The organism is Mycoplasmopsis columbinasalis (assembly GCF_900660705.1).
In the GTDB taxonomy this organism is placed as follows: Bacteria; Bacillota_I; Bacilli_A; order Mycoplasmatales; family Metamycoplasmataceae; genus Mycoplasmopsis; species Mycoplasmopsis columbinasalis.
The window spans coordinates 388828-409584 of record NZ_LR215043.1; the positions used below are offsets into that span (position 1 = coordinate 388828).

Annotated in this window: 22 protein-coding genes; 12 read left to right on the plus strand and 10 right to left on the minus strand. The window is 32.2% G+C overall.

Going from position 1 to position 20757, the window contains the following annotated elements; translation table 4 throughout:
• Nucleotides 1–35 precede the first annotated feature (35 nt).
• The 8 genes from EXC55_RS01540 to ftsY all read right to left on the minus strand — a co-directional run bounded on the left by EXC55_RS01540 (nucleotide 36) and on the right by ftsY (nucleotide 7109).
• On the minus strand, nucleotides 36–743 hold the full coding sequence (locus tag EXC55_RS01540) for a BC85_0335 family putative methyltransferase (protein ID WP_129622938.1): 708 nt from the start codon (nucleotides 741–743) through the stop codon (nucleotides 36–38).
• Nucleotides 730–1170, minus strand: a complete 441-nt coding sequence (ruvX, locus tag EXC55_RS01545; protein ID WP_129622939.1) for a Holliday junction resolvase RuvX — start codon at nucleotides 1168–1170, stop codon at nucleotides 730–732. The genes EXC55_RS01540 and ruvX overlap by 14 nt, the downstream gene beginning before the upstream one ends.
• The gene (alaS, locus tag EXC55_RS01550) at nucleotides 1163–3793 is read right to left on the minus strand and encodes an alanine--tRNA ligase (protein WP_220096549.1); all 2631 of its coding nucleotides are present in this window, start codon (nucleotides 3791–3793) and stop codon (nucleotides 1163–1165) included. Before alaS ends, ruvX begins: the two co-directional genes overlap by 8 nt.
• Before the next feature lie 12 nt (nucleotides 3794–3805).
• Nucleotides 3806–4933 (minus strand): tRNA 2-thiouridine(34) synthase MnmA, encoded by a 1128-nt coding sequence (mnmA, locus tag EXC55_RS01555; protein WP_129622940.1) that lies wholly within the window; start codon nucleotides 4931–4933, stop codon nucleotides 3806–3808.
• 252 nt (nucleotides 4934–5185) lie between these two features.
• Nucleotides 5186–5455: a 30S ribosomal protein S20 gene (gene rpsT, locus EXC55_RS01560; protein WP_129622941.1), complete on the minus strand. Its 270-nt coding sequence runs from the start codon at nucleotides 5453–5455 to the stop codon at nucleotides 5186–5188.
• A 160-nt stretch (nucleotides 5456–5615) separates the two neighbouring features.
• Nucleotides 5616–5768, minus strand: a complete 153-nt coding sequence (gene rpmG, locus EXC55_RS01565; RefSeq protein WP_129622942.1) for a 50S ribosomal protein L33 — start codon at nucleotides 5766–5768, stop codon at nucleotides 5616–5618.
• A gap of 50 nt (nucleotides 5769–5818) precedes the next feature.
• Nucleotides 5819–6064, minus strand: coding sequence for a sigma factor-like helix-turn-helix DNA-binding protein (locus EXC55_RS01570; protein WP_129622943.1), 246 nt, complete (start codon nucleotides 6062–6064; stop codon nucleotides 5819–5821).
• On the minus strand, nucleotides 6054–7109 hold the full coding sequence (gene ftsY / locus EXC55_RS01575) for a signal recognition particle-docking protein FtsY (RefSeq protein WP_129622944.1): 1056 nt from the start codon (nucleotides 7107–7109) through the stop codon (nucleotides 6054–6056). The genes EXC55_RS01570 and ftsY overlap by 11 nt, the downstream gene beginning before the upstream one ends.
• Nucleotides 7110–7237: 128 nt before the next feature.
• On the opposite strand from ftsY, the gene EXC55_RS01580 reads away from it, so the two are divergent.
• From EXC55_RS01580 to EXC55_RS01605, 6 genes are all read left to right on the plus strand, one after another.
• On the plus strand, nucleotides 7238–8746 hold the full coding sequence (locus EXC55_RS01580) for a phospholipase D-like domain-containing protein (RefSeq protein ID WP_129622945.1): 1509 nt from the start codon (nucleotides 7238–7240) through the stop codon (nucleotides 8744–8746).
• 148 nt (nucleotides 8747–8894) lie between these two features.
• Entirely contained in the window at nucleotides 8895–9914 is a 1020-nt protein-coding gene (locus tag EXC55_RS01585; protein WP_129622946.1) for a hypothetical protein, read from the plus strand.
• Between the two features lie 312 nt (nucleotides 9915–10226).
• Nucleotides 10227–11567, plus strand: coding sequence for an MnuA family membrane nuclease (locus tag EXC55_RS01590; protein ID WP_129622947.1), 1341 nt, complete (start codon nucleotides 10227–10229; stop codon nucleotides 11565–11567).
• Between the two features lie 109 nt (nucleotides 11568–11676).
• Nucleotides 11677–12063, plus strand: coding sequence for a hypothetical protein (locus EXC55_RS01595; protein ID WP_129622948.1), 387 nt, complete (start codon nucleotides 11677–11679; stop codon nucleotides 12061–12063).
• A gap of 573 nt (nucleotides 12064–12636) precedes the next feature.
• A complete protein-coding gene (locus tag EXC55_RS01600) occupies nucleotides 12637–13656 on the plus strand; it encodes an endonuclease/exonuclease/phosphatase family protein (protein WP_129622949.1) in 1020 nt (339 codons plus the stop codon).
• A gap of 107 nt (nucleotides 13657–13763) precedes the next feature.
• On the plus strand, nucleotides 13764–14999 hold the full coding sequence (locus EXC55_RS01605) for an MnuA family membrane nuclease (RefSeq protein ID WP_129622950.1): 1236 nt from the start codon (nucleotides 13764–13766) through the stop codon (nucleotides 14997–14999).
• A gap of 87 nt (nucleotides 15000–15086) precedes the next feature.
• On the opposite strand, the gene rpmB is transcribed toward EXC55_RS01605, so the two are convergent.
• Together rpmB and EXC55_RS01615 are read right to left on the minus strand one after the other, a co-directional pair.
• Nucleotides 15087–15287, minus strand: coding sequence for a 50S ribosomal protein L28 (gene rpmB / locus EXC55_RS01610; RefSeq protein WP_129622951.1), 201 nt, complete (start codon nucleotides 15285–15287; stop codon nucleotides 15087–15089).
• 138 nt (nucleotides 15288–15425) lie between these two features.
• Nucleotides 15426–16790 carry an FAD-dependent oxidoreductase gene (locus EXC55_RS01615; RefSeq protein WP_129622952.1) on the minus strand — a complete coding sequence of 455 codons (1365 nt, stop codon included), beginning with the start codon at nucleotides 16788–16790 and terminating at the stop codon, nucleotides 15426–15428.
• 99 nt (nucleotides 16791–16889) lie between these two features.
• Here EXC55_RS01615 and EXC55_RS01620 point away from each other — a divergent pair, with 99 nt between their 5' ends.
• The 6 genes from EXC55_RS01620 (at nucleotide 16890) to nusG (ending at nucleotide 20749) form a co-directional block, all read left to right on the plus strand.
• On the plus strand, nucleotides 16890–18137 hold the full coding sequence (locus EXC55_RS01620) for a class I tRNA ligase family protein (RefSeq protein ID WP_129622953.1): 1248 nt from the start codon (nucleotides 16890–16892) through the stop codon (nucleotides 18135–18137).
• Between the two features lie 45 nt (nucleotides 18138–18182).
• Nucleotides 18183–18887: a 23S rRNA (guanosine(2251)-2'-O)-methyltransferase RlmB gene (gene rlmB, locus EXC55_RS01625; protein WP_129623257.1), complete on the plus strand. Its 705-nt coding sequence runs from the start codon at nucleotides 18183–18185 to the stop codon at nucleotides 18885–18887.
• Nucleotides 18888–18895: 8 nt separating this feature from the next.
• On the plus strand, nucleotides 18896–19510 hold the full coding sequence (locus tag EXC55_RS01630) for a hypothetical protein (protein ID WP_129622954.1): 615 nt from the start codon (nucleotides 18896–18898) through the stop codon (nucleotides 19508–19510).
• A 101-nt stretch (nucleotides 19511–19611) separates the two neighbouring features.
• Nucleotides 19612–19761: a 50S ribosomal protein L33 gene (rpmG, locus tag EXC55_RS01635; protein WP_129622955.1), complete on the plus strand. Its 150-nt coding sequence runs from the start codon at nucleotides 19612–19614 to the stop codon at nucleotides 19759–19761.
• Entirely contained in the window at nucleotides 19761–20135 is a 375-nt protein-coding gene (secE, locus tag EXC55_RS03330; protein ID WP_197722269.1) for a preprotein translocase subunit SecE, read from the plus strand. The genes rpmG (EXC55_RS01635) and secE overlap by 1 nt, the downstream gene beginning before the upstream one ends.
• A gap of 8 nt (nucleotides 20136–20143) precedes the next feature.
• Nucleotides 20144–20749: a transcription termination/antitermination protein NusG gene (gene nusG, locus EXC55_RS01645; protein ID WP_129622956.1), complete on the plus strand. Its 606-nt coding sequence runs from the start codon at nucleotides 20144–20146 to the stop codon at nucleotides 20747–20749.
• Nucleotides 20750–20757: the final 8 nt, after the last annotated feature.

The window sequence follows — 20757 nt, forward strand, 5'->3', positions numbered from 1 at the left end:
GAATTTTACTTAAGAAATTTTTGAGATAAAGGTTTTTATGATTTTACTATGTAAAGGAATTTACTTTTCACAGGACTTACTTCGTAACGAATATTTTCAGTTTTTAATAAGGCTGTTAATTCTTTCAAAGTTTTGAGTGATGTAGAATTTTGAATGATTATAAGCATTCCGTTTGGACGTAAATTTTGATAATAATTTTTATAATAATAAAGATTAGCTTGTGTTGCGTTGGCGACTATAATTAAGTTATATTCGCCGACTTCTTCTTTTAAAATTTTTGGTGGTTTTTTAAAGAATTCAGGAAAATCTAAGACTGCACGGTTTCAATTTTCTTTGTCTATTTTTTCAGGCAACCAAGCAGTTTCACCATAACCGCAATGATTTAAAGAGGCGTATTCAAATTCGACATTTGAACCTATTAATAAAGCGCTTTCGGCATAATTTACGTAAGTAGTATTGACAATATGTTCAAGATCTTCATCTTTAATCTTAGGGACTAAATAGGGTCTTAATTCGTCGGGTAAAAAACCAAATTCTTCACCCCGTGTTTCTAAAATAATTCGTTTTGCTTCTTGTTTTTCTTTAGCTAACAAATCTGATTTAATCCGTTTAACTTTTAAAAATAGTATCGTGCAAATAATTATTGCTAAAACAACAATTACAATGGCAGATGCTAGCAAACCATATTTTAGTCCTGCACTTAACCCACTTGATTCTGGATTTGAAAAACTAGGTTGGTTCATTGCCAAATTCCTTTCCGCCATACTCTAAAAAGTCTTGCAAAATTAAAGTTGCCGACAAAGTGTCTTTATGTTTTTTTCTCTTTTTGATTGACATTTTTGCGCTTTTTAAAATTGATGTGGCTTTTATGGTTGTGCCATATTCATTTACTAAATACACTTTTAATGAAAAAGATTTTTGTAAATCTTTGGCAAATTGTTCAACCATTTCTGTACGTTCACTTTTAGCGCCATTACTACGTAAAGGGTAGCCAAGAATTAAAGCATCTATTTCGTAAATTTTTAACAAACCAGAAATTTCAGATATAACTACTGCAAAGTCTTGTTCGTCAAATTGAATTGTTTTTAAATTACTTGCAATAATGCCATTTTCATCACTAAGTGCAAAACCGCAAGTTTTTGTTCCAAGATCTAATGCTAACTTACGCATTAAAGATTAATTCCTTAATTTTTGCGCTTAAATTTGCTTGTTTAGGAACTTTTCCCATCGCAAGTACTGGTGAACCGCCACCCTTGCCGTTCAAAGCTTTTGCAATTTTTTGAAAGATTAAATTAGAGTTCTCAACTTTGGTTGCAACCACCAATAAAGTTTCATTTTCGCTCGACTCAGAACCTGCAAAAATATAGACATTTGGATATTTTTCTCTTAAAGTTGAAGCAATAACTTTAACTTGACTAGCAGGCAATTCAAAATTGAAGTAAACATTTTTACTATTTAAACTTTGAAATTCGATTGTTTCATAGTCAAATTCAATGTTTGATTTTTCTTTATTGACAACTTTAAAGTCTTCGCGAGCTTGCAGAATTAAATCTAGAATTTGCTTATATTTTTGTTCTGCATCTAAACCAGTTAAAGAATACTTCAAGTCATATTTTGGATCCAAAGCTTTAATTTTAGCAACAATGTTTTGTAACTCTGATTCGTAGAATTCTGCTTGTTTACTGTAGTATTCGTCAACTAATTTGTTAGAAGTTACAACTCTAATTCTAAAAATTCCTGCTTGTTTTTTCTCAACTGAAACAATCTTAAATTTTTCAATTTGTGCAGAGTGGTCCAAGTGTGTACCGCCACATAAATCACTAGTTACATCACCTCACTTAACCACGCGCACATGTTTTGGATCCATGTATTCTGTTTCTTGCAGAGTCATAATAACACCAAGTTCTTTAGCTTTCTCAGTGGTGGTTACGTAATAATCACGTTTAATGTCACGCGCAATTATTTCTGCCATCATTTTCTCAACTTCAGCAATTTGTTCATCAGTTGGTTTTTCATCTGCTGGAAAGTCAAAAGTAAAACGATCATAAGTAATGTCTGAACCTAATTGTTCAATTTGAGGCCCTAAAACTTTGCGCAAACAACTAAAGACTAAGTGTGTTGATGAGTGCCCACGTGCTAAATTTAGTCTTTTGTCGGCATCAACATAACACTCAATTGGGTCTTCGTTATTAATTTCGCCTTCAACTTTATGAATATGATTAGCGAACTTATCTTTAAACACGTCTAAAACTTTAATCTTTTTGCCATTTTGAACCATATAACCTTCGTCGTGGTTTTGGCCACCCGAAGTTGCATAAAACGGTGTTTTGTCAAGCACTAAGTAAGCAATACCATTAGCATGTGTTATTTCTTTTTCAGAATCAAGCAACATCAACACATTGGCAGTTCCATCTAAGTAGTCATATCCAGTAAATTGGTCAATTTTATCTTCAATTAAAGTGAGCGAATTCAAAACATTCTGCATACCTTCAACTTTTTCACCACGTGATTTTTGAACGTGTTCGGCTCTTGCTTGTTCAAATTCTTTTAAGTTGACAGTCATGCCTGAAGCTTTTACGATTTCAGTGGTCAATTCAATTGGAAAACCATATGTATCTAACATTTTGAATGCTAAATAACCATCAAGCTCCTTAGTATTGGTTGAAAGGAATTGTTCAAGAATACTGCGACCTTTTTCAATAGTTTTGTGAAATAAAATTTCTTCATCTTGAATAGCTTTTGCTACTGGTTCTACATCGTATTCAAAAGGCAATGAATCTTTAACAACTTGAACTAATTTGTACATAAAAGGTTCGCGAATTTCAAGTTGCATACCTTTATAAATGGCACGACGAATCAATCTCCGAATAATGTAACCCCGACCAACATTTGAGACTTTTGCCCCATCAGCAATTGCGTTTACAGCAGTTCTTGCGTGGTCAGCAATAATTTTGAAGTTTTGGTTAATTAACTCTTGTGCTTGGTTTTTCACAAAATAGTTATTGACATCGTATCTAAAACGAGTAAAACTTTCAATTTTTTTAATAATGCCGCTAAAAAGATCTGAATCATAGTTAGTTGGTGCATCCTGCATAATCGATGCAATTCTTTCTAAACCAGCACCAGTATCAATGTTTTTTTGTTTGAGTTCGGTGTAATTGTTTTCACCATCGTTATTAAATGTTGAAAAAACAATGTTTCAAATTTCAATGTAACGGTCGTTTTCGATGTCGTTGGCAAGCAATTCGATTCCACGTTGGTCGTATTTTTCACCACGATCATAAAAAATTTCTGTATTTGGTCCACAAGGGCCATTACCCACATCTCAAAAGTTGGTATCTCTGCCGCCAGGAATAAGATGGTCTTCACTCACGCCACACGCTTTTCAAAGTTCCTTAGTTTCTAAGTCATCACGAAAGTAAGTGAAATAAAGTTTGTTTTGATCAAGTTTTAACACTTGTGTAAGGTATTCTCAGCCAAAAGCAATGGCTTCTTTCTTGAAGTAATCGCCAATTGAAAAATTACCAAGCATTTCAAAAAATGTATGGTGACGCGCTGTCACACCAACATTTTCAATATCGTTAGTTCTAATGGCTTTTTGACTATTAACCAATCTTGGTGCAGGTGGTTTCTTCTTGCCAGAAAAATAATCTTTTAAAGTAGCTACTCCAGAATTAATTCATAAAAGTGAAGGATCTTTTACCGGAATTAAAGATTTAGAAGGTACTTCTAAGTGTTGTTTGCTTTTAAAAAAGTCAATTCAACTTTTTCTAATTTCTTTCGATGTCATCATAATTAGTTCCTCTTAAACATAATCTAGTTGTTTGTTTTGAAAATAAATTTTTTCAATCACCGCGCCACCCAAACATTTGTCGCCATCATAAAAAACAATTTGTTGGCCGGGGGTAACAGCTTGTGAACCTTGCGGATAGTCAACTTTAATTCAACCATCTTCTAAAATTTTAATTTTCACAGGCACATCTTGTTGTCGATATCTAAATTTCGCAGTCAAATTATTCATATTGAAGTCAGTATTGTTCAAAGTGAGATTTGATGCAAGTAGTGAATCAGAAGTTAAATATTGCATTTGCGATGAAGGGGCTACATACACAATATTTTTCACAACATCACGTCCACAGACATAATGTGGTTCTTCCAAACCGCCTAAATTAAGACCTTTTCGTTGTCCTAAAGTGTAGTAAAAACAGCCTTCGTGTTGTCCCACAACTTTACCTGTAACTATGGAAACAGAATTACCAGGTTGAGCAGGAATGTAATTTTGTAAAAACTTAGTAAAGTTACGTTCACCAATGAAACAAATTCCGGTTGAATCTTTCTTTTGTGCTGTTTCGAGCTTTAACTCTTGTGCAATTTTACGAATTTCTTCCTTTGTGTAATTTGCCAAAGGCATTAAAACTTTAGCAAGTTGTGCTGAAGTAAGTTGTGCTAAAAAGTAAGTTTGGTCTTTATTTTGGTCTTTGGCCCGATATAAATGTCCATTTTCAACTTTGGCATAATGTCCCATCGCAATCAAATCTGCACCGAGCATATTAAAAGCGTAATCTGCAAAAGCTTTGAATTTAATATATTTGTTGCACAAAATATCAGGATTAGGCGTACGACCTTTTTGATATTCAGCAATGAAATTTTCAAACACATTATCCCAATATTCTTTAATAAAGTCAGCTCGATGTAATTTGATTCCTAGCTGCTGAGCAACTTTTTGGGCGTCTTGATAATCTTGTTCTTGCGGGCAAATGTTTTGCGAAATATTTTCATTTCCTAAAAAGTCATTATTTAAGTTTGAATCTCAGTTACGCATAAACAATCCTTCAACATCGTAACCTTGTTTTTTAAGTAAGTATGCTGCAACTGAAGAATCAACGCCACCTGACATTCCTAAAATTACTTTTTTCATATATCTCCGATTGATATTCTTATTATATTTCTATCTAAGATTTGATTTAAACTCACTTTAGTTCTTGTTCACAATTGAAAATCACAAATATATCTATGACATAGGCGCTAACAACAAAGCACTTAAAATGTGTTAGTTACTTAAAATTTGTTTCTCAATAAGTGTTTGTTTTTCGATTTAGCAAATAAACCTATAACACAGTATTCTTCGCAAAACTGCTCTAAATATTAAAAAAAGTGGATAAACCACTTTAGTTCTGGAAGTATGTTACGCTTTGTTTTTTTGCTCATTTACAAATTTGTCCAAACGAGATGACTTTCTTGAACCTTTGTTAGGGTGGAAAGTTCCTTTTTGAACAGCAGTTGCAATTAATGAATGAGCTTTAGCAACTAATTCTACAGCTTTTTCGTCTTTAGCTAAAACAGCTTCACGAGCAGCTCTAATTGCTTTACGAACACGAGTTTTCATCGCATTGTTTCTTACTCTGGCTTCTTCCATTTTAGCTATACTTTTTACTTTAGATTTTATGTTAGCCATAAATACCTCCCTTTTTCCTAAGATTTGTTAGTTAAAAAATTCACTAACAAGTGAAAAATCGTGATTAATTATAGCATAAATAGAAATTTTTGAAACTAAATACAAAACTTAAATTTCAGCAATAAAAAACACGAGTTCCTCGTGTTTAGCTGAATGCAAATTATTTCTTTTCTTTATGCAATGTTGATTTTTGACAAGTAGAGCAGTATTTAGCTAATTCAATTTTTTCTGGATTGTTTTTCTTGTTCTTTTTGCTAATGTAGTTTTCATTTTTGCAAACTGTACATCCAAGTGTAAAGCCTTCTCTTGGCATCTTACTTCCTCCTCTTCCAAAATTTGCTCGTAAAGTTGCTATATTATATATTAAAGAGTGTTATTTTTTAACTTATTGTTTATTTTTTCTAACTTGTCAATTGCCTTTTTGACACTATCATAAGCAGCCGACCTTGTCGTAACTAACACATTAGCAATTTCTTGATAAGACAAATCTTCGAAAAACCTTAAGTGAAAAGCTTGTTTTTGTGTTTGTGTTAGTAGTGAACCGTATTTTTCATACAGTGCAATTAATTCTTCAATTACTTCAACATCTTGAATATTTTTATTGTTCATAGTCAGCAACCAAATCTTTAGTTAACGCATAAATAAATGTATCTAAATCAAACTCTTGTAAATCTTCCATGGTTTCACCTAAACCAATGTATTTCACATTCAAATCAAGTTCGTCTTTTATTGATAACACAATTCCGCCCTTGCTTGTACCATCCATTTTGGTTAAAATGATACCTGTTGGGTGAGTAACTTCATTGAATGCTTTAGCTTGTGAAACTCCATTTTGGCCTGTAGTAGCATCTAAAACTAGTAAACATTCGTGGGGTGCGGTTTCCTCGAATTTTTTGATTACTTGATACATTTTTTCAAGTTCTTTCATCAAATTAATTTTGTTTTGCAAACGACCAGCTGTATCAATAAGTAATAAATCGTACCCTTCGTTTTTTGCTTTTTCAAGTCCGCTATAAACAACGCTAGAAGGGTCAGCGCCGTCTTTAATTGGTTTGATAATGTCTGCGTTAGCTCGGTTGGCTCAAATTTCCAACTGGTCAACTGCACCTGCACGGAAAGTATCGGCGGCAGCAATTAAAACTTTCTTTCCCATTTTTATGTATCTGTGCGCGATTTTTGCAATTGATGTGGTTTTGCCCGATCCATTTACACCAATGAAAATAAAGATATTGAGTCTGCCATCTTGATAATTAAGCGTTGTATCAACAACACTCTTGTTTGCATACACAACAAAAAGTTGGTCAGTAACAAGTTCGCCAATTTCTTTAACATCCGTGATGTTACGTTTTACTACTTCTGAGCGTATGTGTGTGACAATAGCATAAACTAATTTAGCGCTAATATCGCTCATAATCAAAATTTCTTCAAGTTCGTCAAAAAAATCTTTGTTGATTTCCTTATGAACTTGTTGCAAATTAAAGATTTTTTGACCAAGCGAAGATGTTTTTGCAAGTCCAGCATTATATTTTTCCAGTTGTTTAGAATCTAGTAATTCTTGTAACTCTTTTTCTTTTAATTCTTTTTCTTTGGCTGCAAGAGCTTCCTTGCCTTCTTTTTTAAAGAATTTATTTTTTAAGTATTTAAAAATTCCCATCGTATCACCTTGTTTATTAAATATAACACACTTTAAATCATCTGTTCTTTTCTTGTATGAAGTTATTAAGTATAAAAGAGAATAGAAAGATGAATTTTAAACAGCAAAGAACATAATAAAATATTGATATGTTTAAAAAAACGCTCGGTTTTCTTGTTTATTCTTTAGAAGCTTTGCTCTTTTTGTTTGCTCTTATTGTTGTTTTGTATTTTACTTACATTTATGACCAAAACTTATTTGTTGCTTTTACATTTTTTTCTTATTTTGTCAACAGTTTGGTTGCGATTTGAATTTTTTTGCAAACACGAACTGAGGCAACAAAGTTATCATGAATTTTAATTTTGATGCTTTTCCCAATTATTGGTAACATTTTCTTCTTAACTTTCGGAGCCAAATATAGAAACAAAAAAGAAAAAACCTTAAACGCCAACCCAACTTTTCAATTGAAAAGTTATTCAAGTTTGTTTACAAAACAACACGTGTTTGATGCTCACATTCAAACTTTAGAAAGTCTAAATAAAACCATATCCTTAGACGGCAAATACAAAATTTTTCAACGCACAGGCGATTTCTTTAACGATTTGTTTCGTGCGCTAAAAAACGCAAAGTCTCATATTTTTATTATTTCTTACATTATTAAACACGGCGAAATTTTAAGAACGTTTATTGATATTCTGAAAGAAAAAGCTAAAGAAGGCGTAAAAATCTATTGATTAATTGATGATTTCGGGCGAACAACAGTTAGCAAAAGATTTTTTTTAAATAATTTAAAGAAACACATTAATTTTGAAATTGTATACATTTCAAAGGTTTTATATCCTTTTGTATACTCACAGAATTTTTATCGAAATCACCAAAAGTTCTATGTTATAGACTCAAAAATAGTTTATGCCGGTGGTTGTAATCTTAGCGATGAATATGTTGGTCTATCAAGAAAATATGGTGACTGAATTGATTTAAATTTCAAAATTGAAGGTCCACAAATTAATGCATACATTTTGCAGTTTCTTAAAATGTGAAATATTTTTGATAGAAAAAACATTATCAAAAGTGTTCCCAAAGTTTTTTTCAACACAGAATTCACTGACTTTGAACCAAACGCTAATTCGCTTTTGGTGGCGGACAGCCCCATTTACGAGGCAAGTTCAATTGAATACAATTTACTTTCGCTTTTAACTAGTGCCAAAAAGTCTGTCAAAATTGTCACACCTTACTTTTCTCCACCTTCATCATTATTTAATATTTTAAAGTTATTGCTTGAAGGCGGAGTATCTGTCGAGGTATATTTCCCGGGTCTTCCTGACAAAAAACTGGTTTGAAAAACAAGTCTGAATCTTTTATCAAAATTAGAGGCAGTTGGCCTCAAGCTATACTTAACAAAAGATGTGTTTATTCACACAAAATGTGGTGTAATCGACGATAAGATTGGGTGAATGGGATCTGCTAACATAGATATGCGGTCAATGTATTCACAATATGAAATTATGGACATAATTACTGGCGAAGCAGTTTCGCAAATTATTGAACAAATTGAAGTGTACAAAAGTAAATCGCAATTAAATAGTCTCGACCCAATTAGTATTAAAGCTAATCTGTTAACAGATTTCTTCTTCGAAGCGCTTCGACCATTGATTTAATTTTGTAACTTGTAGTAAGTTAAACAAATTTAAAAAGCAATTTGACTTAAAATTGCTTTTTTTATAAAAAACTCTTATGCATTCAGAGAAAGCAAAATAACTCAACTAATTTTTTCTTAGCAAATAAATAAATATTAAAATTGTATGCATGAAATTTAAAAGAAGAAAATTTTGATTAAGCGTTCCAATTGCTACAGCAACTATTTTACCTTTAGCAACAATTAGTTGTGATTTAAGTTTTACATCAAGCAATGAAAAGGATACTCAATTCACCAAAACACAAAGAATAACTGATGTTGTTGCTCTTGTTGAAAACTCTAAAAAACCACTTGAGGAGAAAGTGAAAGAGTTATTTGCTGTGTATGAAAATACTTTTGAAGTCCTCAAAGACACTGACGTAACCGAATCGAAAAATCTTGCAAATGATTTAAAAGAAATTGGCTTAATAGATTACGAACAAGCTCTTGTCAAATACGAAAAAGATATTGAACCAACAGTAAATAAAGTTTTGGACACAGTTAATTCTGTTGTGAATGATAAAACAACTCCTGAAACTCAAGAAATTAAAGAAATAGTTGAGAAATTTAAAAATCTTAACACTAGTGATACTACTCAAATTTCTGAATTAGTAAATGAATTGGTTGATAATGAGCAAATTAAAGAAACTATTGATATGTTTAAAGAGTCATTTGGTTTGCTCGCTGAAATCCCACAAAATAATACTAACAACTTTGCGATCATCGATCCTGACACAGACGGAAAATTAAAAACTGAACAAGCACAAGCTCTTATCAATGCTTTTAACTCCTCACAAAACAACGACGGTAAGTTTAAATTTGTCTTCGATTTTGAAACCCAAAAAATGTCAGTAGAAGATGTAGTTAAAAAAACTAAGACTGAAATCTTTTACGTTAATACATCTAAGCTTTCAAATCCTAATAACACTCAGTCAGATGCATATTATGTTGCTGATCTAATCACCCCAATTACTAAAGAAAACACACTTAACACACAAATAACTAAAATTTATTTAAATCAAACAACAGGTACTTTCTCGTTTGGTTTTAAAGTTTATAAAAAAGTAAATAATACAAACGTGGAAGTTGATAATAGAAAACATATGTTTTCAAGCGCTATTGTTCCATTACGCCTTTTAATAAAAAAATAAAAAAGATTTAATTTTAAATTTTTAATGTGAAATAGACTCAATTCGTTCCAAGTTGAACGGTTACTAATTTAATTAGTTGTCTTGAGTGTATACTCCTTTCCCTTTAATAATTAATAAATTTTATGCGTGAAATTTATTTACAAGTGTCAAAGTGTATAAGACGAAACTGGCGCTCACTGCGCCTTTTTTTATTGTAATTATGCAAAATACATAGTAATTCGATTTATTTTACTGCGTTCATTTTTTTGAACAAATCGCCAAAGTTATAATTTAAGAAAAGATTTTCAATCTTTTTTTATGTAGGAGTGTGATATGAAATTTAAATCTAAAAAATTTATTTTAAGCAGTACATTAATAGGGGGGAGCCTTTTGCCGTTGCTGGCTGTTAGTTGCCAAACCGTAACCGAAAAATCCGAAACAAAAGAAAAAAATGAAGAAACATTAAGTGAAAATGTTGTTGAATCTACCCCAAACAACGAAAATGACAATAAAGTTGAAGAAAATGTCGCTGAATCTGGAGAAAGTGATGAAAGTCACGAAAAAACAGCAGAAAAAGCCGCTGAAGCTGGAAAAAGTGATGAAAGTCGCGAAAAATCACAACAAGACGCTGACAAATCTGAGCAAAAATTAAAAATTGCAACATGAAATATACAAACTTTTGGCGGTGAAAGAACAGTTAGACAAAGTCCTCGTTATTACGCTGTTTTAGAAACTTTAAAGCACATTGATGCGGATATCTATGCTCTGCAAGAAATTGTTAAAAATGGTGGTGACAAAAAAGCCACAAATTTAGCTGAGGATTTAAACAAATTTGAGGAAACCAAAACTGACAATAGAAATACTTGAGAAATACAAACATTATTATCTGAAAATCCAAATAAAAAAGGTCAAGCTGAATACTTTGCTTTTCTTTATAAAAGTAATAAGGTAAGCGCAACTAATTTAAGACTATTCCTTGACACAGAGAACAGCATCGATTTTTCTCGTCCGCCGCTTTTAGCAGATTTTCAGTTACTTAATTCAAAAGATAAATTCACCTTGGGAACTTTTCACCTTGATGCTCCTGGAGCGAAAAAAGGTAAAGAAGAAGCTAGTGCGGAATTTAGCGGACAAGGCGAACAAGAAGTTAAAGAAGCTATTGGTTTGACAAAAATTTTTGAAACCTTTAAAGCAGAAAATGCAACTGGCGATTTAATTATTATGGGTGATTCAAACATCAAAGATGACCACTCTGAAAAAATTTTTCAAAGTGACGCTTACGTCAACTTAAATGTAAAAACAGGTTATCGTGATTTTGCTAATAATCTCAAAAACTACCGCACAACTTTTAGCGGGCAAGGATGAAAAGAAAACCAAGGTAACAATAATTACAAAAACAGTTATGACAAATTTTTAATTTTAGATCAAGGGCCAACAAATGTTGAATTGGCTCAACCAGAAGAATATAGAGTTAATATTGCTGATGCTTTCTTGCCATCTGACAAAGGTGGTTATCTAGATAAAACGCTCGCAAGCGAATACTATATACAAGTTAGAGGTACTGAAAAATATAAAGATGCTAACTCTGTTCCAATTTCAACTTTATTAAGTAATTTCACAGACCACGCTCCTGCCGTAATTTTTTACACCTATACTATTTCTGATAATAAATAATAATTAAAAGCAAAGGAAATCCCCTTTGCTTTTTTCTTTGTTTTATTTTGGAGCCTAAAATATAGAATTATTAGTAAAATCACTAAAATCTGTCTTATAAAATATAACTTTGAAATTAAAAACTAAATTAGTGTTAAGTTTCACGGAAATAACTTCTTTTCTGCCTTTGTTTTTAGCAACAAGTTACACAGAAAAAATTAATGATACTGCACAAGATATTTTGAAGAAAATCACAAACATACCTGACAACACAGCAAATAACACTCAATCAGGTGCATATTATGTTGCTGATCTAATTACTCCAGTTACTAAAGAAAACACACTTAACGCCCAAATAACTAAAATTTATTTAAACCAAACAACAGGTACTTTCTCGTTTGGTTTTAAAGTTTATAAAAAAGTCAATAATACAAACGTGGAAGTTGATAATAGAAAACATATGCTTCAAGCGCTATTGTTCATTGCGTCTTTTAATAAAAAAATAAAAAAGATTTAATTTTAAATTTTTAATGTAAAATATATTCAATGCGTTCCAAGTTGAACGGTTACTAATTTAATTAGTTGTCTTGAGTGTATACTCCTTTCCCTTAAATAATTAATAAATTTTATGCGTGAAATTTATTTACAAGTGTCAAAGTGTATAAGACGAAACTGGCGCTCACTGCGCCTTTTTTTATTGTAATTATCCAAAATACATAGTAATTCAATCTATTTTACTGCGCTCACTTTTTTGAACAAATCATAAAATTTATAATTTTAAAAAAAGATTTTTCAATCTTTTTTTATGTAGGAGTGTGATATGAAATTTAAATCTAAAAAATTTATTTTAAGCAGTACATTAATAGGGGGGCCTCTTACCGTTACTGGCTGTTAGTTGCCAAACAATAACTGAAAAATCCGAAACAAAAGAAAAAAATGAAGAAACATTAAACGAAAATGTTGCTGAATCTACCCCAAACAACGAAAATGACAAAAAAGCTGAAGAAAATGTCGCTGAATCTGCAAAAAGTGATAAAAGTGACGAAACTTCACAACAAAATGCTGGCAAATCTGAACAAAAATTAAAATTGTGACTTGAAATATACAAACTTTTGGTGGTGCAACAACAGATAGACAAAGTCCTCGTTATTACGCTGTTTTAGAAACTTTAAAGCGCATTGATGCGGATATCTATGCTTTGCAAGAAATTGTTAAAAATGGTGGTGACAAAAAAGCTAAAAATTTAGCTGAGGATTTAAACAAATTTGAAGAAACCAAAACTGACAATAGAAATACTTGAGAAATACAAACATTATTGTCTGAAAACCCAAACAAAAAAGGTCAAGCTGAATACTTTGCTTTCCTTTATAAAAGTAATAAGGTAAGCGCATCTAATTTAAGACTATTCCTCGACGCAGAGAACAGCATCGATTTTGCTAGTCCACCGCTTTTAGCAGATTTTCAATTACTTAACTCAAAAGATAAATTCACCTTAGGAACTTTTCACCTTGATGCTCCAGGAGCAAAAAAAGGTAAAGAAGAAGCTAGTGTGGAATTTAGCGGACAAGGCGCACAAGAAGTTAAAGAAGCTATTGGCTTGGCAAAAATTTTTGAAACCTTTAAAGCAGAAAATACAACAGGCGATTTAATTATTATGGGTGATTCAAACATCAAAGATAACCACTCTGAAAAAATTTTTCAAAGTGATACTTACGTCAACTTAAATGTAAAAACGGGTTACCGTGATTTTGCTAATAATCTCAAAAACTACCGCACAACTTTTAATGGGGAAGGATGAAAAGAAAGCAAAGGTAACGATAATTACAAAAACAGTTATGACAAATTTTTAATTTTAGATCAAGGACCAACAAATGTTGAATTGGCTCAGCCGGAAGAATATAGAGTTAATGTTGCTGATGCTTTCTTGCCGCCTGACAAAGGTGGCTATCTAGACAAAATGCTTGCAAGCGAATACTATATAAAAGTTAAGAAAGATGAATCAAAATATAAAGATGCTAATTCTGTTCCGATTTCAGCTTTATTAAGTAATTTCACAGACCACGCTCCTGCCGTAATTTTTTACACCTATACTGTTTCTGATAATAAATAATAATTAAAAGCAAAGGGAAACCTCTTTGCTTTTTCTTTGTTTTATTTTGTGCCTAAAATATAGAATTATTAGTAAAATCACTAAAATCTTTTTTATAAAATATAACTATGAAATTAAAAACTAAATTAGTGTTAAGTTGTGCGGGAATAGCTTCTTTTCTGCCTCTGCTTTCAGCAACAAGCTGCACAGAAAAAATTAGTGATGCTGCACAAGATATTTTGAAGAAAATCACTAACATACCTGACAACACAGCAAATAACACACAAAAGCAAAACGAACAAAAATCAATTTTTTCTGGTGACAAAATTCAAATTATGTCTTGAAATATTGAAAATTTTGGTGGCACCAATGATAATGCTTTGTCTAACAAAGTTTATGGTTTAGCTGGCACGATTTTTCATGTTAGCCCTGATATTGTTGCGATTCAGGAAATAAATAGTAATTCAGGAGATAAATTACAACGTATAACTGATTTATTAAACAATTTTGAAAAAGAACGAAGTGATAATAAAACTAAAAACAGTTGAACCTTCGTAACAAGTGAAACTATCAAGAATCCAAATTTCCCTAATTCAATAGAAGATTTTGGTTTTATTTATAAAGAAAATGTTGTTAGTGTAGTTCAAAAAGACGGTCAAGAAGTTAAAAAACTTTTAACTAACTATGATTTTACACGTTATCCATTTTTAGTAGATTTTCAAGTTAATGGCAAAGATGATGTCCTTAGCTTAGTCACTTTTCACTTAGATTCACCCGGTAATTCAGCAAGTAAAAACGAACAAGCTTCAAAGCAGTACAACGGACAAGGGGAACAGGAAGTCAAAGAAGCTTTAATGTTTCCCAAAATTATTTTGGACTTAAAAAACGCTGGTGTGACAAACGATATTATTTTATTGGGTGATACAAACATCATGGCTGAGAATCAAGCTTTATTTGAAACTCAAGAATTCATTCAAAATAATATTAAAACTGCATATCGAGAATTTGCACAAAACGTTAATGAACATTATAAAAGCTCTTTAAGACAAACTGCAACTTACAAAAAGAGCGGTAAAAGCGCTGGTTATAGTCAACCTTACGATAAATTCGTGTATTTAGACCAAGGCGCAGAAAATATTGCGCCAGTCGCTCCTGAACAATATCGTGTCGACTTGCTCAAAGCTTATGATACACAAGGTGGTTGATTAGACCTTAAAACCGGACAACAAAAATGATGAAACATTTATAGCAAAAACACAAGTTATGTTAACAAAAACAGTGTTCCTTGATATGAATTAGTAACTAATATTTCTGACCACGCACCTGTGTTGTTGGATTATTATTTAACCAAGACTACAAGCTAAACGTACGACAAATCAAGCTATATTATTGTATTATTGGTAAAAAAAAGCTTCCTCACCGCGAGGAAGCTTTTTATGAATCAATTGATATTAGAAAGAAGAAAGAACGCCTTTACTTTTAATAGTTTTTGCGGTTTTTGCACTAACTCTAAGAGATACTTTTTTGCCATTAACATTCACTGTAACTTTTTGTAAGTTTAAGTTGAATTTACGCTTGGTTGCGTTCATTGCGTGTGAGCGTTTGTTGCCAACCATTGGCCCTCTTAAAGTTAACTGGTCTACTCTTGACATTGGCTCTCCTTTCTTGAAAATTTAATGCTAGCATAAAATGCAATAAAAGTAAAAGAATTATAACTTAAAACTTAAATTCATACTTAAAATAGACAAGAATAAAAAAGATGCACTAGGCATCTTTTTTCGAAGGATTAATTATTTCTTGTAGTCCAAGCCTAATGCCTTAAGAATTGGCACCAAGAAGAAGTTGAATGGTTTGTTAAAGTGTGGTAAGAAGAATACGTCTGTAAGAGCAACTTCAGGTAAGGTTAAACCTCTTTGAATTGCTAAACCAAACATATACATAACTTCTGTGTGGCCTGTTTTACCTCATGAACCAACTTGTGCACCTAACACTTTTAATGTGTCTTTGTCGTAAACAAGTTTGAAACCAACTTTTTCATGTGGGCTTACAAATTCACACTTGTCATTGTCTTCGAAGTATTGTACACCAACATTGAAACCATGTTTCTTAGCAACACCTTCTGTGAAACCAGTTGATGCGTATCTGCAACCAAATACATTGATTGAGTTGGTACCTGCTACACCTGGGAAAGCAACTTTAAGGCCTGCAAGGTTAAGAGCTGCCACAATACCAGTTTTAACTGCGTTTGTTGCAAGCGCAACGTGTGCAAAGTCATTAGTTACACAGTGTTTAAGAGCAGCTGAGTCACCAAGTGCGTAAATGTTTTCGTCACTAACTGATTGTTGGAATTCATTAACTTTGATTGCACCATTTGGTAATTTTTCAACGTCACTAAGTACAGCTGTATTTGGTTTGAAACCAACTGAAAGCACAACTAAATCAGCTGGGTATGAACCTTTATCTGTAACCACTTCTGAAACGTGTACGCCATCGTTTGATTTGAATTCAACACATTTTTCGCCAAGAGCAAGTTTAACGCCATCAGCTTTCATGTTGTGTTCCATTTTTTCTGTGAATTCTTTGTCAAGGTAGTTAGCAACAACTCTGTCACTTAAGTCAACTAAAGTAACTTTTTTACCTTTTACGTGGAATGCTTCTACTAATTCAATACCGATGTAGCCAGCACCTACAACAACAACATTTTTAATTTTAGGATCGTTTGCTTTTTCAACTAAGTATTGTGCATGTTGGTAAAGTTTTGAAAGAACAATATTTTTGTATTCAACACCCTTGATTGGAGGAACGATTGGTCAAGTACCACCAGCAAAAACAAGTTTGTCATAGTTGTCTTTGAATTCACGACCTGTTCTAAGGTCTTTCACAGTTAATTCTTTTTTCTTCCGATCAATTTTAACAACGTCGTGTTCGATTTTTAAGTCTACGCCATAGTCATTTCTTAAAATTTCTGGAGATGAGTAGAATAAACCACCTGGTTCGCTAAATACACCAGCTACTCAGATTGCAATACCGCAACCTAAAAATGATGTGTTTGTGTTTCTGTCATATGCTACAACTTGAGCATCTGGGTTCACGGTTTTAAGTGTTCTTAAGAACGAAGTTCCAGCGTGATTTGCCCCAACAACTACTATTTTCATAAAAAGATTCTCCTTTGAATAAATTGTTTATTACAATTTTAGTACATTTAAGAATGAAGCTATTTAATAGCCTTTTTTTGAAATTGAAAGGTGTGAAAAATGAACAAAAATTTCACAAAAATTTATGTTTGTGGACCAACTGTCTACAACTATGTCCACATTGGAAATTTACGCCCAATTCTAACTTATGACTTAGTTCTAAAGGCTTATCGTGCACTTGAAATGCCTTTCGTTTTTGTACACAATTTAACAGATATTGATGACAAAATTATCAAAAAGGCCATAGTCGAAAATAAAAGTGAATTAGAAGTAAGTGAATTTTTTGGAAATAACTATTTAGACTTACTTAAAAAATTAAATGTTGACACCGTCACTCACGTTGAAAAAGTAACTGATAATTTTGATGTTATTACCGACTATATTCAGAAAATTCTTGCTAAAAAACGCGCCTACGCTGACGCAGAACAGAACATTTGATTTGACATTAAAAGCTGCCAAGAACACTATGGCATAGTATCAAATCAAAACCTTGATAAAATGCACTTTGAAGAATTTTCTTCTCAAAAGAAATTTGATGCCGACTTTGCGCTATGAAAAAACACAACTGAAGGCATTAAATATGAAAGTCCTTTTGGTAAGGGTAGACCAGGTTGACATACCGAATGTTGTGCTTTGATTGCTAAACATTTCGGTGAAGCCGGAGTTGATTTTCATGGCGGTGGAATGGACTTAACATTTCCTCATCACGAAAACGAAAATATCCAGCATTTTGCAATTTATGGTCGACCTCTTGCTAAAGAATGACTTAGAACCGGACAAATTAATTTAGATGGTATCAAGATGTCAAAATCATTAGGAAACATCGTTTTAGCTAACGACTTTTTGGCAAAACACGACGCTGAAATTCTCAAACTTATTTTTTTAAGTAGTAAACTAACCGCGCAAATCAACGTTACTGATGAACTTATCGACAATATGTACAAAATTAAAGAAAAATATGTGCGCGTTATTTTTAAAGCTTACATTAATTTTGAACAAAACTTTACAAGCCAGTCATTAACTAAACAAGCAAAAGTTATTTTTGAAGCACTGAAAGATTTTGATTTTGCTAAATACAACTTACTTCTTAACGAAGCGTTAAAAGATTTTAATAAAAACGACAGCGACTTTGAAAAAGCATTAACAGTAACGCAAGTTCTTGGTAACATCCATAAAAATTTAGTTGACAAAAACAACTATAATGAAGATATTAACATTTACAAAAATTGACAAGAATTGTTACAAAAAAAACAATTCGCTCAAGCAGATGAGTTAAGAGCAAAATTGCTAGCAAAAAACTTAATCTAAGTGAACAGAAACTGGGAAAAAAATATGAATCAAAATTCGCAAAAATTGAAAAAATTATATGTGTGTGGTAAAAATAGCGTCGCAGATGCACTTGCAAATCGCTTTCCTTTAGAAAAAATTGTTTTGCAAAAAGGTACAAAATTTAGTAACGAACAAATTTTTCAATCAGCCAAAGTTCCAATCGAAATTAAAGAAAAGGGTTTCTTCGAAGTTTTTAACAACGAAAATCACCAAGGTATTGTTGCTTTTCTTAAGGATTTCCCTATTTACGAACTTAATGTTATTTTTAAAGACAAACCAAATTGTGTTTTAGTGCTTGATCACATTCAAGACCCACATAATTTTGGTGCTATCATCCGGACAGCCAATGCTTTTGGCATTAAACACATTATTTTTCCAAAGGAAAAAGCTGCTTCAATTACTCCTACAGTATTAAAAATTGCATCAGGCGGTTTTGCGAATATCAAATTCATTAAAGTAAGTAGCATTTCAGCAACTTTAACCAAATTGAAGAAAGAACATTTTTGAATTTATGTTTCCGCTTTAGAACAAAACGCGGCAAGTTTCGACGAAATTCAATATAACTACCCAGCTGCCTTGGTGCTTGGTAGTGAAGGTGATGGTGTATCATTGCCAACGTTAAGAACTGCTGACCAAATTGTTTATATTCCACAAAAGGGAACTGTGCAATCTTTAAATGTTTCAGTTGCGGCAGGCTTACTTATTCACTCGATCACTAAAAAAGATTAAGGAGTGTTTTGCCAACTCGAGTTTTTATTTTTAAAAAACTAAAAGCTTTTAACCAATTTGTAAACTCTAAAGACAGTGCTGGACTTCAACTTTTATTTGACAGTATGACTGACAATGAATTAACTAAATTAATTCATTTAAAATATCGAGAACTGATTCAATCATTTATTACAAAAACTTTGAATCAACAATATTCACACGAAAACAAAGATGATGTTTATGGCGACTTTTTACTAAAAGTTGGCTATTTTTTAAAATCTTACGAACCAAGACTCAAGCAAGCATCTTTTACAACTTTTTTGGTCAAAATCGTGACTAACTTTACCAAAAATTATTTGCGCAGTGAGCGCAAGCGCTGAAAAAACGAACGCACGATGCAAATTGGAAACTCCGATTTTGATTTTGAACTTTTTGACTTAGAAGACAAAGACGCGCAGACATGAACATTAGTTGAGAATATTGATTTGCTTAAATTCTGAAGACGCGAACTTTCAACACTTGAACGTAAGTTTTGCTTGCAAAAACGCTTTAATTTCAAAGACCATTTAATGTCAACACAAAAACTTCACAAACTACAACACACAATTCAAACTAAATTTCATAATTTCTATCAAACTTATTAAAATCAATCACACTGTCTTTTACTTTTGTTTTTTAAAAACAATTTATAATATTTACACAAAAAGCCCTCGCGGCTTTTTTAAATATGGAAAAGGTATAATTAATGGAGAAGAGAAAAATTACCTTGAGCTGTTCTGAATGTTTCGCGCTGAATTACACAACACACAAAAGCCTAACCAATCCGGAACGCATTCAAATTAAGAAATTTTGTCCTAAATGTCGAATTCACACATTGCACAAAGAGGAAAAATAATGTCTGACAAATTGATTAACGAAGCTAAACTTGCTGAAAAAGCGGCCAAAGAAGCAAGAAAAGCACAAAGAGTTGTTGATAGAAAAAATAGAAAAGCAGCAAATGCATTGGCTAAAAAACAAGACAAAGAAGAAAGAGCTGCCGCCAAACTACGTAAAAAGAACGAAACTGGTTTTGAACCAAAAGAACAAAGAAAAAAAAGATACTTCTTTCGTCGTTTTGTGAAAGAAATTAAACGTGTACAGTGGCCAACCTCAAAAGTGAACTGAACATCGTTTTGACAAGTGGTGATTTTTTCTGTCGCTTTTGTAATTATCGTAATTGCCCTAGCATCAATGTTTACTGTAATTTGAACAAGCGCTTCAATTAACTAAGGGGATCTATGGAAAATAATAAATTTTTATGATATATGATTAGTACCGTAACAGGTAAAGAAGAACAAGTAATTGAAAGTTTAAGAAACAGAATTATTAGTGAACAAGTTGCTGAAAGTTTTGACAACACCGCTACTCCAGAAGGTGCCTTTAAAATTTTTAAAAAACCTACTATTTCGGCTAAAGAACAAGAAAAAAAGCTTAAGGGTGAACCTTATAAAGTAAAGTGAATCAATATGTATTCGGGTTACATTTTTATCAAAATGGATATGACCGATCGTGCTTGATTTGTGATTCGGAATACACAGTATGTTACCGGTTTAATTGGGTCAAGTGGTAAGGGAGCAAAACCAACACCTGTATCTCACCGCGAAATTGAAAAAAGTTTTTTAAAGGAACAAAAATTTGCCAAAGACTTCGAAAGCGGCAAATTACTCGAGAAATTTCTTATTGGTGAAATTGTGGAAATTATTGAGGGGCCTTTTAAAGGTGAGAGTGGTAAAATAATTGAGCTTAACGAAGCAATTCAAAAAGCAACAGTTGAAATCGACTTTTTTGGTCGTAAAACACCAACAGCTTTTGAATTGAAATCGCTCAAAAGCCAAGAAAAATAAAATAGTAC